This is a genomic window from Streptomyces sp. NPDC126510 (assembly GCF_040302345.1).
Taxonomy (GTDB): Bacteria; Actinomycetota; Actinomycetes; order Streptomycetales; family Streptomycetaceae; genus Streptomyces.
Genome location: NZ_JBEORR010000007.1, coordinates 38,792 through 53,890 on the forward strand (window position 1 = coordinate 38,792; position 15,099 = coordinate 53,890).

The 15,099-nt window shown below is 72.0% G+C and carries 11 protein-coding genes; 9 read left to right on the forward strand and 2 right to left on the reverse strand.

The window, feature by feature from the left end; genetic code table 11:
- The 4 genes from ABTX60_RS11220 to ABTX60_RS11235 all read left to right on the forward strand — a co-directional run bounded on the left by ABTX60_RS11220 (position 1) and on the right by ABTX60_RS11235 (position 4,354).
- The gene (locus ABTX60_RS11220; protein WP_352096827.1) at positions 1–537 is read left to right on the forward strand and encodes a hypothetical protein; all 537 of its coding nucleotides are present in this window, start codon (positions 1–3) and stop codon (positions 535–537) included.
- Between the two features lie 212 nt (positions 538–749).
- Positions 750–935 (forward strand): hypothetical protein, encoded by a 186-nt coding sequence (locus ABTX60_RS11225; protein WP_344458951.1) that lies wholly within the window; start codon positions 750–752, stop codon positions 933–935.
- Positions 936–1,075: 140 nt separating this feature from the next.
- Positions 1,076–4,108 (forward strand): helix-turn-helix transcriptional regulator, encoded by a 3,033-nt coding sequence (locus ABTX60_RS11230; RefSeq protein ID WP_352096828.1) that lies wholly within the window; start codon positions 1,076–1,078, stop codon positions 4,106–4,108.
- Between the two features lie 60 nt (positions 4,109–4,168).
- On the forward strand, positions 4,169–4,354 hold the full coding sequence (locus ABTX60_RS11235) for a DUF6191 domain-containing protein (protein ID WP_352097030.1): 186 nt from the start codon (positions 4,169–4,171) through the stop codon (positions 4,352–4,354).
- Between the two features lie 87 nt (positions 4,355–4,441).
- Here ABTX60_RS11235 and ABTX60_RS11240 read toward each other — a convergent pair whose 3' ends face one another.
- Together ABTX60_RS11240 and ABTX60_RS11245 are read right to left on the reverse strand one after the other, a co-directional pair.
- A complete protein-coding gene (locus ABTX60_RS11240; RefSeq protein ID WP_352096829.1) occupies positions 4,442–5,614 on the reverse strand; it encodes a PQQ-dependent sugar dehydrogenase in 1,173 nt (390 codons plus the stop codon).
- A gap of 126 nt (positions 5,615–5,740) precedes the next feature.
- A complete protein-coding gene (locus ABTX60_RS11245) occupies positions 5,741–6,739 on the reverse strand; it encodes an aldo/keto reductase (RefSeq protein ID WP_352096830.1) in 999 nt (332 codons plus the stop codon).
- A 77-nt stretch (positions 6,740–6,816) separates the two neighbouring features.
- Between ABTX60_RS11245 and ABTX60_RS11250 the strand changes: the two genes are divergently transcribed.
- From ABTX60_RS11250 to ilvC, 5 genes are all read left to right on the forward strand, one after another.
- Positions 6,817–7,767 carry a 2-hydroxyacid dehydrogenase gene (locus ABTX60_RS11250; protein WP_352096831.1) on the forward strand — a complete coding sequence of 317 codons (951 nt, stop codon included), beginning with the start codon at positions 6,817–6,819 and terminating at the stop codon, positions 7,765–7,767.
- 436 nt (positions 7,768–8,203) lie between these two features.
- The gene (locus ABTX60_RS11255) at positions 8,204–11,251 is read left to right on the forward strand and encodes a putative bifunctional diguanylate cyclase/phosphodiesterase (protein WP_352096832.1); all 3,048 of its coding nucleotides are present in this window, start codon (positions 8,204–8,206) and stop codon (positions 11,249–11,251) included.
- Between the two features lie 231 nt (positions 11,252–11,482).
- Positions 11,483–13,327, forward strand: coding sequence for an acetolactate synthase large subunit (locus tag ABTX60_RS11260; RefSeq protein ID WP_352096833.1), 1,845 nt, complete (start codon positions 11,483–11,485; stop codon positions 13,325–13,327).
- 21 nt (positions 13,328–13,348) lie between these two features.
- Positions 13,349–13,873, forward strand: a complete 525-nt coding sequence (gene ilvN, locus ABTX60_RS11265) for an acetolactate synthase small subunit (RefSeq protein ID WP_003993148.1) — start codon at positions 13,349–13,351, stop codon at positions 13,871–13,873.
- Between the two features lie 121 nt (positions 13,874–13,994).
- On the forward strand, positions 13,995–14,993 hold the full coding sequence (ilvC, locus tag ABTX60_RS11270; RefSeq protein WP_352096834.1) for a ketol-acid reductoisomerase: 999 nt from the start codon (positions 13,995–13,997) through the stop codon (positions 14,991–14,993).
- Positions 14,994–15,099 lie beyond the last annotated feature (106 nt).

Here is a 15,099-nt window from a genome sequence, read left to right on the forward strand (position 1 = left end):
ATGGCAACGAACGCAGTGGACGAGACCGAGGCCACCAAGGCCACGACCGATGAGAAGGCGGTGGACACCACCGAGTCCGACGAGGTGCCCCAGACCGAGGTCCCGGCCGCGGCCGACGACGCGCCGGCCAAGGAGGAGAGCTCCTCCGGCGTCGGCCAGGGCGCAGCCGCCGTGGTCTCCGCCGCGCTGGGCGTCGTCTCGCTCACCGGCAGCTGGATCGGCACCGTCGCCTCCGCGCGCCAGAACCTCGTCGGTCAGCTGGAGACCGCCCAGAACGCGGGCGTGGCCCAGCAGATCCAGGCGGTCTACGGCGACGCCTGGCAGACCACCGCCCTGTGGGGCGGCCTGTTCGCGCTGATCGCGCTGGTCGTCGGCGTCGTCACGCTGGCCCGGCCCGCCTTCGGCACGCCGGGCAGGGTCCAGGCCCCCTGGATCAAGTCCGTGGCCTGGGCGGGAGTCGCGCTCGGCGTCATCGGCCTGTTCCTGGCCGTCCTCAAGTACACCGGCATCCTGCTCGGACTGCCGTCCGCGAGCTGAGCGCCCCAGAGCTGAGAGCCCGCAGGTCCTGAGGGGTCTTAGGCGGTTCCGTGAGCACCTTACGGAGTCCCTGAGGCCCCTCGGCCGCGTCTAAGGCACCGTGCGCCGCCGAAGATGCGGAACTCTCCCGATGTGGCGGCCCCGCCTGGGAGACGAGAGTGAGGTCATCGCGGAGAAACCCTCCGTGACCGGCCTCTCTCGAAGGACACACCATGTACGAGTACGAGCTCCAGCAGATGCGCACCTCCGACCTCATCCGCCGGGCCGACCACGCCCGTCTGGTCCGCGAGGCCGCCCGGGCCCGCCGCGCGGCCCGCCACGAAGGGGGCGGGGACTCCGCCGAGCACGAGAGCCATAGCCGCCGCTTCCGCCGGCTCCGGTCCGCCCGGACGGCGTGAGCACCGGGGCGGGACCGGCAGCCGCCGTGGCCGTCCGGGAAGAAGCGGCCGTCGTTCGCGGAAGAACGGCGGCCGCTTTTCCGGCCGTTCGACGGAAAACCGGTCTCACGCCGTCGGACCCGCATGCGATCCTCGGGCCTGTGGAGACCAGGTCCGTCAGTCCCGTGTTCGTCGGCCGTGCCGAGGAACTGGGCACGTTGTACGACGCCCTCGCACGTGCCGGCGAGGGCGAGCCGCAAGCGCTGCTCATCAGCGGTGAGGCCGGGGTCGGCAAAACCCGCCTCGTCGAGGAGTTCGCCGCCGCCGCCCGCCGCCACGGGGCGGTGGTCGCACTCGGCGGGTGCGTGGAGGTCGGCGCCGACGGGCTGCCCTTCGCCCCCTTCTCCACAGCGCTGCGCACCCTGCGCCGCGAACTCCCCGGCGAGCTGGCCGCCGCTTCCGCCGGCCAGGAGGAGGAGCTGGCCCGGCTGCTGCCCGAGCTGGGCGAGTCGCGGGCCGGGCGGCACGACGAGGACGGCATGGCCCGCCTCTTCGAGCTCACCGCACGCCTGCTGGAGCGCGTCGCCGCCGAGCACACCGTCGTCCTCGCCCTGGAGGACCTGCACTGGGCCGACGCCTCCACCCGCCATCTGCTCTCCTACCTCGTCCGCACCCTGCGCACCGGCCGGCTCGTCGTCCTCGCCACCTACCGCTCCGACGACATCCACCGCCGCCATCCGCTCAGGCCCCTGCTCGCCGAACTCGACCGGCTCCGCACGATCCGCCGCCTCGAACTGGCCCGCTTCACCCGCGACGAGGTCGGCCGCCAGGTCGCCGGCATCCTCGCCCACGAACCCGAGCCGGACCAGGTCGACGCGATCTTCCAGCGCTCCGACGGCAACGCCTTCTTCGTCGAGGAACTCGCCGTCGCCGCCCACGAGGGCTGCCGGACCGGCCTGACCGACTCCCTGCGCGACCTGCTGCTCGTCCGCGTGGAAGGGCTGCCGGAGTCTGCCCAGCAGGTCGCCCGGATCGTCGCCGAGGGCGGCTCCACCGTCGAGTACCGGCTGCTGGCAGCCGTCGCCCGGCTCGCCGAGGACGACCTCATCGAGGCACTGCGGGCCGCCGTCAACGCGAGCATCCTCGCCCCCGCGCCCGGCGGTGACGGCTACCGCTTCCGCCACTCCCTGGTCCGCGAGGCCGTCAGCGACGACCTGCTCCCCGGCGAACGCTCCCGCCTCAACCGCCGCTACGCCGAAGCCCTGGAGACCGACCCGTCCCTCGTCCCCGCCGATCAGCGGGCGACCCGCCTGGCCAGCTACTGGTACCACGCGCACGACGCCGCCAAGGCCCTGCCCGCCGTCCTCGAAGCCTCCGTCGAGGCCCGCCGCCGCCACGCCTACTCCGAACAACTCCGGCTCCTGGAGCGGGCGATGGAACTGTGGGACTCCGCTCCCGAAGCCGTACGCGCCACCCTGCGCCCCGTGGACTACACCGAGGTCTACCCTCCCTGCGGCTGCGACCCCGCCACCACCGCGCTGCGCCACCTGGACCTGCTGGCCGAGGCGGCCGTGGCGGGACGGCTCTGCGGGGAGCGCGAACGCGCCCTGAAGATCACCAAGCGGGCACTGCGCCTGCTGGAGGACGAGGACGACCCCCTGCGCACCGCCTGGTTCTGGATCCAGCGTTCCCGGCTGGTCCAGCGGCTCGCCCGGGGTGACGGCTGGCAGGAGATCGCCACCGCGCAGGAGCTGGTCCGCGGCCTGCCGCCGTCCGAGGTGCACGCCGAGGTGCTGGCCACGGCCGCCCACTGGTCGATGCTCCGTGAACCCGGCCCGGAAACCCTGACGGCCGCCGAGCGGGCCGTCGAGTACGCGCGCATGGTGGGCGCCGACGAGATCGAGTCCAACGCCCGCCTCACCCTCGGCGGGCTCATGGTCGAGGCCGGGCAGATCGAAGCCGGGCTGGCCCATATGTACGAGGTCCGGGACGAAGTGGTGGCCCGTGGACTCGCGGTCGTCCTGGGCCGCAGCCATGTGAACCTGCCCTCCACGCTGGAGGGCATCGGCCGCTCCGAGGAGGCCGTGACCATCCTGCGCGAAGGCCTGCGGCTCACCGGCAGGATGGGACTGACCGAGACCGAGGGCTGGGTCCTGGGCAATCTCGCCGAGTCGCTCATCTCCCTCGGCCGCTGGGACGAGGCCGCCGAGGCGGCCGTCAGCGCCCAGCGGCTGGGGCAGACGGCCGGGCCGTACGGGTCGGGCGCCAACAGCCGGGCTTTCCTCGCCCTGGCCCGCGGTCAGGTGTCCGAGGCCGCCCGACACCTCGCCGAGGCCCGCGCCTCCTACGGTCCGCACGACCCCATGCCGCAGCACGATCTGCCGATCTCCTGCCTCACCGTCGCCGTCGCCGCCGCCGAGGGCCGCCTGGCCGACGCCCGCGCCGAACTGGCCCGCGCCCTCACCTCCGGCTTCCCGCTCGGCACCCAGCGCTACGCCTGGCCGCTGCTGCTCGAGGCGGCCACCGCCGAGGCCGACGCCCGGGCCCTGCCCGCCGCCCGCGACGGCCGCGAGCAGGTCTTGGACACCGTCTTCTCCGCCGTCAAGCGCCTCACCACCCACGCCCCCGTCTGGCTCGCCCACGAGCGGTGGGTCCGCGCCGAACTCCACCGCGCCGAGGGCCGGAGCACCCCGGACGCCTGGTCGGACGTGGTCACCGCCTTCGAACCCCTGGCCCGGCCCTACGACCTCGCCCGCGTCCGGTACCGCCTGGCCGAGTCGCTGCTGACCGGCGGCGGCGAGGACGAGCGTGACCGCGCCACGGAACTGCTGCGGCTCGCCCACACCGTCGCCCGCCACCTCGGCGCCCGGCCGCTGGAGGACGCCGCCGCCGCGCTCGCCCGGCGCGCCCGCCTCCAGCTCACGCCCGCCAGGGCCCCCGGCCCCGCGCGGTCCGACCCCGCCGACGCCCTCGGCCTCACCACCCGGGAGCGGGACGTCCTGCGCCTGGTCGCCGCGGGTCACACCAACCGCCGCATAGCGGAGGAGCTGTTCATCTCACCCAAGACCGCGAGCGTGCACGTCTCGAACATCCTGGGGAAGCTCGGCGTCTCCGGGCGGGGCGAGGCGGCGGCGCTGGCGCACCGGCTGGGGCTGTTCCCGGCCGAGATGGTCATGCCCGGTCGCGCGGGCTGAGGCATACGCTGGAAAGGACGGCGCGGACTCCGCGGCCCCAGGGAGGACCAGTTGTTCAACGTGTTCGAGGAGCTGTTCTCGCCCGGCCGCAAGCACACCCGCGACGAGCAGAACCGCCTGGAACTGACCCGTGAGGACGTCGGGGACGGCGACCCCGGACGCGGACCGATAGATCTCGCGTCGGGCAAGGTCGTCGTCCGCCCGGCGCGGGAGCACGAGGACGGCGAGGACGGCGCGGGGGAGTAACCCCCTGTGTTCCCAGGCTCACGTCCGCCGCGGGAGTAGGAGGACGGCGAGGAGGGCGCAAGGGAACAGCCCCCTCGGTTCCCGGGGCTACGTCACCCGCAGTTCCAGGATCCGGTCGTCGCCGTCCTTCGGGCTACCCCGGCCGTCCGTGTTGCTGGTGACGAGCCAGAGCCTGTCGCCGCCCGCCGCGACGACCGTGCGCAGCCGCCCGTACTCGCCCTCCAGGAACGCCTGCGGCTCCGCCGAGGCCGCCGTGCCGTCCAGCGGGATGCGCCACAGCCGCTTGCCGCGCAGGCCCGCCATCCAGATCGACCCCTCGGCGTGGGCGATGCCGCTGGGCGAGGCCTCGGCCGTGCTCCACTGGTCGATGGGATCGCGGAACCGCTTGTCGCCGGACCGGCCTTCCGCTTCCGGCCAGCCGTAGTTGCCGCCCGGCTTGATCGCGTTCAGCTCGTCCCAGGTGTCCTGCCCGAACTCCGAGGCGAACAGCCGCTGCCTGCCGTCCCAGGCCAGGCCCTGCACATTGCGGTGGCCGTAGGAGTACACGGGCGAGTCCGGGAACGGATTGCCCGGCGCCGGCTCGCCCTCCGGGGTCAGACGCAGGATCTTGCCGCCCACCGAGTCCTTGTCCTGGGACAGGCCCGTGTCGCCGCTCTCGCCGGTGCCCGCGTACAGCATCTTGTCCGGGCCGAACGCGATACGCCCGCCGTTGTGGATGAAGCCCTTGGGGATGCCCTTGAACACCGTGTCGGGAGCGCCGAGCTGCTCGCCGGTGGGCTTCTGCCCGTCGTAGATCATGCGGACGATGCGGTTGTCGGACGCCGAGGTGAAGTACGCGTAGACCATGCGGTCCGAGGCGTAGTCGGGGGACAGGGCGATCCCGAGCAGGCCGCCCTCACCGGCCGCCGAGACCCCCGGCACCTCGCCCAGTTCGGTCTTCTTGCCGGTCTTCTCGTCGACCCGGACGATCGTGCCGTCGTCCCGTGAGGCGACGAGCAGCCCGCCGCCCGGCAGCGGTGCGAGACCCCAGGGGGAGTCCAGGCCCTCGGCGACGGTGCGCACCACCTTCACCGAGCCCCGGGCGGGAGGCGTCTCCTCGGCGGCCTGCCGCGGCGGTGCGGACGACCCCGGGGCCGTGCGGCTCGGGGAGGCGCTGTCGTCCTTGCCGGACGGGTCTCCTTCGTCGGAGGAGCAACCGGCCGTCAGCAGGAGCGCGGCGGCGGCCAGCAGGGCCGGGACGGCTCGACGTTGCACGATCATGGTCCCTTCGACGGGGCAGGTCCTTCTCCCTGTCATACACCGCTCGCGGCTCGAGGGTTCCCGATCACGGAACGCCGTAGCGGGAACACGGGGTTTGTCCGGAACGCACCGGGGCGCAGACCGTCCTCAGTCCCACGATCCCTGGGCCGGCGGCAGCGCGGCTATCTCCCTGAGATCGTCCGGCGTCAGGCGCACCTCCGTCGCCGCCGTGTTCTCCGTGACCCAGCGCTCCTGCTTCGCGCCGGGGACCGGGACCACGTGCGGGCCCTGGGCCAGCACCCACGCGAGGGCGACCTGGGCGGGCGTGACGCCCGTGCCGTGCCGGCGGGCCACACGGCGCAGACCCGCGACGAACGGCTGGTTCGCGGCCATCATCTCGGCCGTGAAGCGCGGGTGCCGGGCGCGCGGATCGTCCGCCTCGAAGCCCGCGCCGGGGCGCAGCCTGCCGGTCAGGAAGCCGTTGCCCAGCGGCATCGCGGCGAGGAAACCGACACCTCGCGTCCGGCACCACGGCAGCAGGGCCTCCAGCGCCTCCGGCGACCACACCGACAGCTCCGCCTCCACCGCGCTCACCGGGAAGACCTGCTGCACCCGCTCCAGCTGCCGGATCGTTCCGTCGTGCAGCCGGGCCCCGGCCCGGCGGCCGGCCCGCGCGCCCACCGCACACAGGCCCAACGCGCGTACCTTCCCGGCCTGGACGAGCTCCGCCATCGCGCCCCAGGTCTCCTCGACCGGCACCTCGGGGTCGGCCCGGTGCAGCTGGTAGAGGTCGATGACGTCCGTCTGCAGCCGCCGCAGCGACGCGTCACAGGCCCGCTTCACGTACCCGGGGCGGCCGTTGGCGACGATGTGCTGGTCGCCCACGAGCAGCCCGACCTTCGTCGACACGAACGCGTCGGACCGCCGCTCCTTCAACGCCCGCCCCACCAGCAGCTCGTTGGTGAAGGGGCCGTACATGTCGGCCGTGTCCAGCAGGGACGCACCCAGGTCGAGCGCCCGGTGCACCGCCCTGAGCGACTCGTCGCCCCGCCGCCGCGACGCGCTGTAGGCCCAGCTCATCGGCATGCACCCGAGTCCGACGGCCCCCACCGCGAGCGCCGCCGCGCCGATCGTCCTGCGCTCCACCTGGTCGTGACCCTCCCTGTTCGAGCCACCCCAACCTAACCTCTGCCGTCACACCCTCCTGACATAGCCTCCAGAGCATGACTGCTGACGTGTGGCTGCCCATCCCGCCGGACGAGATCGACGGACTCCCCGAGGGCCCGGACTACCGTTTCTGGAACGGTGAGGAGGACTTCCCCGCGGACCCGGCCGACTGCGCCTTCTACGTCGTCCCCTACATGAAGCCCAGCCCGCTGTGCGTGCGGCCCATGGGGCGGATGAGCAACGTCCGGGTCGTGCAGACCCTCTCCGCCGGGATCGACCACGTGGAGCCGGGGCTCGCGCGGCTGCCGGCGGGTGTGCGGCTGTGCAATGCGCGGGGGGTGCACGAAACCAGCACCGGCGAGCTCACCCTCGCGCTGATCCTGGCCTCGCTGCGCGGGATCCCCGACTTCGTCCGGGCGCAGGACCGGGGGGAGTGGCTCGGCGGGTTCCGGCCCGCCCTCGCCGACAAGAACGTCCTCATCGTGGGATACGGCTCGATCGGCGAGGCCATCGAGGACCGGCTCGTTCCGTTCGAGGTGGCGCGGGTGGCGCGCGTCGCGCGCTCCGAGCGCACCACGGCGCGCGGTCCGGTGCATCCGCTCACCGACCTGCCCTCACTGCTGCCGGAAGCGGACGTCGTGATCCTTTCCACTCCCCTCACCGAAGCCACCCGCGGCCTGGCCGGAGCCGACTTCCTGTCCCGGATGAAGGACGGTGCGCTCCTCGTCAACGTCGCCCGCGGCCCCGTCGTCGACACCAAGGCCCTGCTCGCCGAGCTGGAGACCGGCCGCATCACCGCCGCCCTCGACGTCACCGACCCGGAGCCGCCGGCGCGCGAACACCCCCTGTGGCGTGCGCCGGGGGTACTCATCAGCCCCCATGTCGGCGGACCCACCTCCGCGTTCCTTCCGCGCGCCAAGCGGCTCCTGGTGGACCAGTTGAACCGCTATGTGAACCGGGAGCCGCTCCGCAACGTGATCCTCACGACGGGTGCATCAACCGACTGAGAGACCTTCGGGTACCGTCCGCAATCCCTCGGGTGCGGTGGGTACTCATATATCTGGTGATCGTCACGGAGCGTAGAGAACCTATGTCCCTGAGTGACGAGACTGGTGTATCGTCCCGACAGGGGCTGCGCCGGGGACCGTTCGGCGCCGGGGACGGACACTTCAGACTGTGAGGGGGGCGACAGGCGATGCACGGCCTATGGACGAGCGATCCGACGGGACGGGGCTGCCGGCGGCGACCCTGGCGGACGGCCGCGAGCAGACGCGGTCAGCACGCCGATCACGTCGGCCACCACACCCGCCACAGCGAACACCGCACCGACCACCACACGGACCACAGCCATCATCACCGCAGGTCCGGCAGGAGCAGGAGGCATGCCCAGCCGGCCCACCGGGGCCCGCGGGACCCGGGAGCCGCGCGGACCGGGAGGACCCGGTGAGCGCGCCCCCCACCCCCACGCTGGACGGAGCGCTGCGGGCACAGCCTCCCTCCACGGGCGCGCTCCTGCCCCGCACGCCGGTCACCGGCCGCCGGCCGGGCCTGGCCCTCCAACTCGTCCTGGCCCTGGCCTGCGCGGGATACGCCGTCGGCGCCGCGTTCGGCTGGGGCTCTTACGAACTGGCCCTGTTCATGGGCGACTTCGGGCTGAGCGCCGCGGCCGGCACCGCCGCCGTCTCGTGCTTCCTCTACGCCCGCAGCCGCCGACCCCGCTTTCGACCCGCCTGGCTGCTGTTCGGCCTCTCCTCGGTCATGGCGTCCCTGGGCAACCTGGTCTGGGGGTGGTACGAGGTGGTCCTGGGCCTGCCCGTACCCAGTCCCAGCTACGCCGACCTGTTCTTCCTCTGCTTCGCGCCGCCCGCGATCGTCGGGCTGCTCGTGCTCGCCAAGCGGCCGGTGACCAAGGCTGGCTGGGTCTGCCTGGGGCTGGACGCCTGGCTCATCGGCGGCTCGCTGCTGACGCTGGCCTGGAGCCTCGCCCTCGCCCAGGCCGCGAAATCGGAAGGGCCCGGCGTGGCGCACATCGCGCTGTCGCTGGCGTACCCGCTGCTCGACATCGCCCTGGTGAGCATGGTCCTCGCCCTGCACTTCAGGCGCTCCGCCGTGAACCGCTCCGCGGTGAACACCGCCATCGGCGCCCTCGCCCTGACCGTGATGTGCGACGCCCTGTTCACCTCACCGCTCATGCACCACGACTACCGCTCCGGGCAGCTGCTCGACGCGGGCTGGTTCGCCGGCTCGCTGCTCCTGGCGTACGCCCCGTGGGCCGGGGCCCGCGCGGAGGGCGACCGGCACGGCTCCGACCGGCACGGCGCCGCCGGGCACACCCGCGTGGTGCACGAGCACGTGCCGGGGCAGCGCGGAGGCACCCACCACCAGGCGCCCCTGCCCGGCGCCGAGCACAGCCGATACCCCGCCGGCCGGCCCATCGCCGGCTCCCTCGCCGCCCTCACGCCGTACCTGGCGGCCGCCGTGTGCACCCTGGGGATCCTCTACAACGTCCTCAACGGCCGCAGCGTCGACCGCGTGGTCCTGCTGACCGGAGGCACCGTGGTGCTCGCGCTCGTCGTGCGCCAGGGCATCATGCTGCTCGACAACATCACCCTCACCCAGGAACTGGCGCAGAAGGAGAACCACTTCCGCTCCCTGGTGCAGGGCTCCAGCGACGTCATCATGATCGCCGCACCCAGTGGCGTCCTGCGGTACGTCTCCCCGGCCGCGGCCGGTGTGTACGGCCGCTCGGCGGAGGAGCTGGTGGGTACGGAACTGGCCAACCTCATCCACCCCGAGGACCTGGGCTGCGTCGTGCACGAGGTACGCCGGTTCCTCGCCGCCGACCCGGTCGAGGAACCCACCACACGCATCGAGTGCCGTTTCCGCTCGGGCGGTGGGGGCACCTCCCGCTCGAGCGAAGCCGAGAGTGGGGGAGGCTGGCTCAACGTCGAGTCGACCGTCAACCGCCACCACGGCGGCCTCATCTTCAACAGCCGCGACGTGACCGAGAGGGTGCGCCTGCAGGCGCAGTTGCAGCACAACGCCGAGCACGACCCGCTCACGGACCTGCCCAACCGCGCCCTGTTCACCAAGCGCGTCCAGCACGCCCTCTCGGGCCGCCGTGCCTCCGACCGGGGCGTGGCCCTGCGGAACACGGCCGTGCTGTTCATCGACCTCGACGGCTTCAAGGCCGTCAACGACACGATCGGGCACCAGGCCGGGGACGAGCTGCTGGTCCAGGCCGCCCGCAGGCTCCAGGACTCCGTCCGGCGCGGCGACACCGCGTCCCGGCTCGGCGGAGACGAGTTCGCGGCCCTGATCGCCGGGGACAACACCCGCGACCGGGACGCCCGCGAGCGGCACATACTGGAGCTCGCCGACCGCCTCAGGACGACGCTGTCCCAGCCCTACCTCATCGACGGCAACGATGTCCGTGTCAACGCCTCCATCGGCGTGGCCTTCGCGGAATCCGGCCTCGGCGCGGGCGAACTGCTGCGCAACGCCGACCTGGCCATGTACCGCGCCAAGGCCGCCGGCAAGGGCCGCGTCGAGCTCTACAAGCCGCAGATGCAGCAGGACGTCGTCCGCAAGGCCGAGCTCGCCACCCGCCTGCGGGCCGCGCTGCACGACGGAGAGTTCGCCCTGCTGCACCAGCCGGTGGTGTCCCTGGACGACGGCCGGATCACGTCGGTGTCCGCACAGGCGCGCTGGCGCTCCTCGCAGGGGGTGCTCTTCACCCCGGCGGAGTTCCTGCGCGTGGCCGAGGACGGCGACAGGACCGCCGAGCTGGGCCGTTGGATGATCGAGGAGGCCGTCGAGCAGGCCGCCGAGCGGCACGCGACCGGGCTGTCCGTGCCGGTCGTGGTGCGGATGAGCGCCCGCCGGCTGCTGGACCGGTCGATGCCGCTCGGCTCGATCGAGGCGCTGCTCACGCGCCACGGACTGCCGCCGGGGGCGCTGATCATCGAGCTGTCGGACGCCGACCCGAGGGTCTCGCTGGACGAGCTGGAGCGGCGCCTGGGCGCCCTGCGGCGGGTCGGCGTACGGATCGCGCTCGACGGCTTCGGCAGCGGCTACGCGGCGATCACGGCCCTTCGGCGGCTCCCCGTCGACGTGCTGAAGCTCGACCGCGGCCTGGTCGACGGCGTCGTCGAGTCCGCGCGCCTGCACAAGATCACCAGCGGGCTGCTGCGCATCGCGGGCGACCTCGGGCTGAAGTCCGTTGCGGAGGGGGTGGATCTGCCCGAGCAGGTCGTCGCCCTGCGCGCTATGGGCTGCACGCACGGGCAGGGCATGGCGTTCTCCGGGCCGCTCGACGAGTACCGGCTGCGCAGGGCGCTCGCCGCCGGCCACTATCCGGTGCCGAACGGACCGTCCGAACCGGCGTTCGCGGGCGGCGCCCCGCGGGTGTACAACTCGGGCGTGTCCGCCGTCATCGGTGGCGGCACGGCTCTGCGCTCACATAATGAGACTCCCGTCCCACCTACTTGACAGTGGGTGCGTGCCGGGGAGAGGGTCAGTGCCATGCGCACCCGAATTCTCGTACTTGGAAAGCGCGTCGGCTGACGCTGAGCCTCGACCGCTCAGCGACCCCACCCGGCGCGCTCCCCTCGCTTGCCTTATGGCACGAGGGGTTTTTTGTTGCACAGGCACCCTCCGTGCAGCAGCCGAAAACCGCACAACTCTCGCAAAAAACCCTCAGCATCTGAGAAGAGAATGCCGATGACCGAGCAGGCCACCGGGGCCCACCACCCGCAGCCCCGGCCCCGATCCGGAGGACACTCCGCCCCCGAGCAGGTGACGGGCGCGCAGTCCCTCATCCGCTCTCTCGAGGAGGTCGGCGCCGACACGGTATTCGGCATTCCCGGCGGTGCGATCCTCCCGGCCTACGACCCGCTGATGGACTCGACCCGGGTGCGCCACGTCCTGGTCCGCCACGAGCAGGGCGCCGGTCACGCCGCCACCGGCTACGCGCAGGCCACCGGCAAGGTCGGTGTCTGCATGGCCACCTCCGGCCCCGGCGCCACCAACCTGGTCACCCCGATCGCCGACGCGCACATGGACTCCGTGCCGCTGGTCGCGATCACCGGCCAGGTGGCGTCCAAGGCGATCGGTACGGACGCCTTCCAGGAGGCGGACATCGTCGGCATCACCATGCCGATCACCAAGCACAACTTCCTCGTCACCAAGGCCGAGGACATCCCGCGGATCATCGCCCAGGCGTTCCACATCGCCTCCACCGGCCGCCCCGGCCCGGTCCTGGTCGACATCGCCAAGGACGCCCTCCAGGCGAAGACCACCTTCTCCTGGCCGCCCGCCATGGATCTGCCCGGCTACCGCCCGGTGACCAAGCCGCACGCCAAGCAGATCCGCGAGGCCGCCAAGCTGATCACCCAGGCCAGGCGGCCCGTGCTGTACGTCGGCGGCGGTGTGCTCAAGGCCCGGGCCACCGCCGAGCTGAAGGTCCTCGCCGAGCTCACCGGTGCCCCCGTCACCACCACGCTGATGGCGCTCGGGGCGTTCCCCGACAAGCACCCGCAGCACCTGGGCATGCCCGGCATGCACGGCTCGGTCGCGGCCGTCACCGGACTGCAGAAGGCCGACCTGATCGTCGCCCTCGGCGCCCGCTTCGACGACCGCGTCACCGGCAAGCTGGACAGCTTCGCCCCGTTCGCCAAGATCGTCCACGCGGACATCGACCCGGCCGAGATCGGCAAGAACCGCGCCGCCGACGTGCCGATCGTGGGCGACGCCCGGGAGGTCATCGCCGACCTGATCCAGGCCGTCCAGAAGGAGCACGGCGAGGGCCACCAGGGCGACTACAGCATGTGGTGGAACGACCTGAACCGCTGGCGCGACACCTACCCGCTCGGCTACGACCAGCCCGGCGACGGCTCACTCTCCCCGCAGCAGGTCATCGAGCGCATCGGACAGCTCGCGCCCGAGGGCACGATCTTCGCGGCGGGCGTCGGCCAGCACCAGATGTGGTCCGCCCACTTCATCGAGTACGACAAGCCGGGCACCTGGCTCAACTCCGGCGGCGCCGGAACGATGGGCTACGCCGTCCCGGCCGCCATGGGCGCCAAGGCCGGAGCGCCCGAGCGCGCCGTCTGGGCCATCGACGGCGACGGCTGCTTCCAGATGACCAACCAGGAACTGACCACCTGCGCCCTGAACAACATCCCGATCAAGGTCGCCGTCATCAACAACGGCGCCCTCGGGATGGTCCGCCAGTGGCAGACCCTCTTCTACAACCAGCGCTACTCCAACACGGTCCTGCATTCCGGCCCGGACGACGTCAACCCCGAGGCCCGCGGCACCCGCGTCCCCGACTTCGTGAAGCTGTCGGAGGCCATGGGCTGCCACGCCATCCGCTGCGAGTCCCCGGACGACCTCGACAAGGTCATCGAGGAGGCGAACTCGATCAACGACCGCCCGGTCGTCGTCGACTTCATCGTCCACGAGGACGCGATGGTGTGGCCGATGGTGGCCGCCGGCACCTCCAACGACGAGATCATGGCCGCCCGGGACGTCCGCCCCGACTTCGGCGACAACGAAGACGACTGAGCGAGAGAGACCGAAGAGATCATGTCCAAGCACACGCTCTCCGTCCTGGTGGAGAACACCCCCGGCATCCTCGCCCGGATCGCCGCCCTGTTCTCCCGCCGCGGCTTCAACATCGACTCGCTCGCGGTGGGCGTCACCGAGCACCCCGACATCTCCCGCATCACCATCGTCGTCGGCGTGGAGGACCTGCCGCTGGAGCAGGTCACCAAGCAGCTCAACAAGCTCGTCAACGTGCTGAAGATCGTCGAGCTGGAGCCGTCACAGGCGGTCCAGCGCGAACTCGTCCTGGTGAAGGTGCGCGCCGACAACGAGACGCGCTCCCAGATCGTCGAGATCGTCCAGCTGTTCCGTGCCAAGACCGTCGACGTCTCCCCGGAGGCCGTCACCATCGAGGCCACCGGCTCCGGCGAGAAGCTGACCGCGATGCTCAAGATGCTGGAGCCGTACGGCATCAAGGAGCTCGTCCAGTCCGGCACGATCGCGATCGGCCGCGGTGCCCGTTCCATCACGGACCGGTCGCTGCGCGCTCTGGACCGGTCGGCCTAGAACCCGGAACGGGCGGTCGGCGCGCCGTCGGCCGCCCGTATTCCGAGACCCGCAGACTTCCCTTCCGCCCCCCGTCATACGGTGGGACGCAACACCTGCACTCCCGAGGAGAGAACCCAAAGTGGCCGAGCTGTTCTACGACGCCGACGCCGACCTGTCCATCATCCAGGGCCGCAAGGTCGCGGTCATCGGGTACGGCAGCCAGGGCCACGCCCACGCGCTGTCGCTCCGTGACTCGGGTGTCGACGTCCGCGTCGGTCTGCACGAGGGCTCCAAGTCCAAGGCCAAGGCCGAGGAGCAGGGCCTGCGCGTGGTGAGCCCGTCGGAGGCCGCCGCCGAGGCCGACGTCATCATGATCCTGGTGCCGGACCCGATCCAGGCGCAGGTCTACGAGGAGCACATCGCCCCGAACCTGAACGACGGCGACGCCCTGTTCTTCGGCCACGGCCTGAACATCCGCTACGGCTTCATCAAGCCCCCGGCCGGCGTGGACGTCTGCATGGTCGCCCCGAAGGGCCCGGGCCACCTGGTCCGCCGCCAGTACGAGGAAGGCCGCGGCGTGCCCTGCATCGCCGCCGTCGAGCAGGACGCCACGGGCAACGGCTTCGAGCTGGCCCTGTCCTACGCCAAGGGCATCGGCGGCACCCGCGCCGGCGTCATCAAGACGACCTTCACCGAGGAGACCGAGACCGACCTGTTCGGTGAGCAGGCCGTCCTCTGCGGTGGCACCGCGGCGCTGGTCAAGGCGGGATTCGAGACGCTGACCGAGGCCGGCTACCAGCCGGAGATCGCCTACTTCGAGTGCCTGCACGAGCTGAAGCTGATCGTGGACCTCATGTACGAGGGCGGCCTGGAGAAGATGCGCTGGTCGATCTCCGAGACCGCCGAGTGGGGCGACTACGTCACCGGTCCGCGCATCATCACGGACGCCACCAAGGCCGAGATGAAGAAGGTCCTCGCCGAGATCCAGGACGGCACCTTCGCGAACCAGTGGATGGACGAGTACCACGGCGGTCTGAAGAAGTACAACGAGTACAAGAAGCAGGACTCCGAGCACCTGCTGGAGACCACCGGCAAGGAGCTGCGCAAGCTCATGAGCTGGGTCGACGAAGAGGCGTGAGCCCGCCGCCCGAGGGGCCGGAGCGAACCCGCTCCGGCCCCTTCGGCGAACCCCGGGTAACGTCGGTGGTACGGCGTTGTCCATCCCGTCCGGCCACGGACGGGTG

Coding starts and splice junctions, on each gene's coding strand:
- ABTX60_RS11220 (WP_352096827.1), top strand. CDS start 1: ATGGCAACGAACGCAGTGGACGAGACCGAGGCCACCAAGGCCACGACC.
- ABTX60_RS11225 (WP_344458951.1), top strand. CDS start 750: ATGTACGAGTACGAGCTCCAGCAGATGCGCACCTCCGACCTCATCCGC.
- ABTX60_RS11240 (WP_352096829.1), bottom strand. CDS start 5,614: ATGATCGTGCAACGTCGAGCCGTCCCGGCCCTGCTGGCCGCCGCCGCG.
- ABTX60_RS11250 (WP_352096831.1), top strand. CDS start 6,817: ATGACTGCTGACGTGTGGCTGCCCATCCCGCCGGACGAGATCGACGGA.
- ABTX60_RS11260 (WP_352096833.1), top strand. CDS start 11,483: ATGACCGAGCAGGCCACCGGGGCCCACCACCCGCAGCCCCGGCCCCGA.
- ilvN (WP_003993148.1), top strand. CDS start 13,349: ATGTCCAAGCACACGCTCTCCGTCCTGGTGGAGAACACCCCCGGCATC.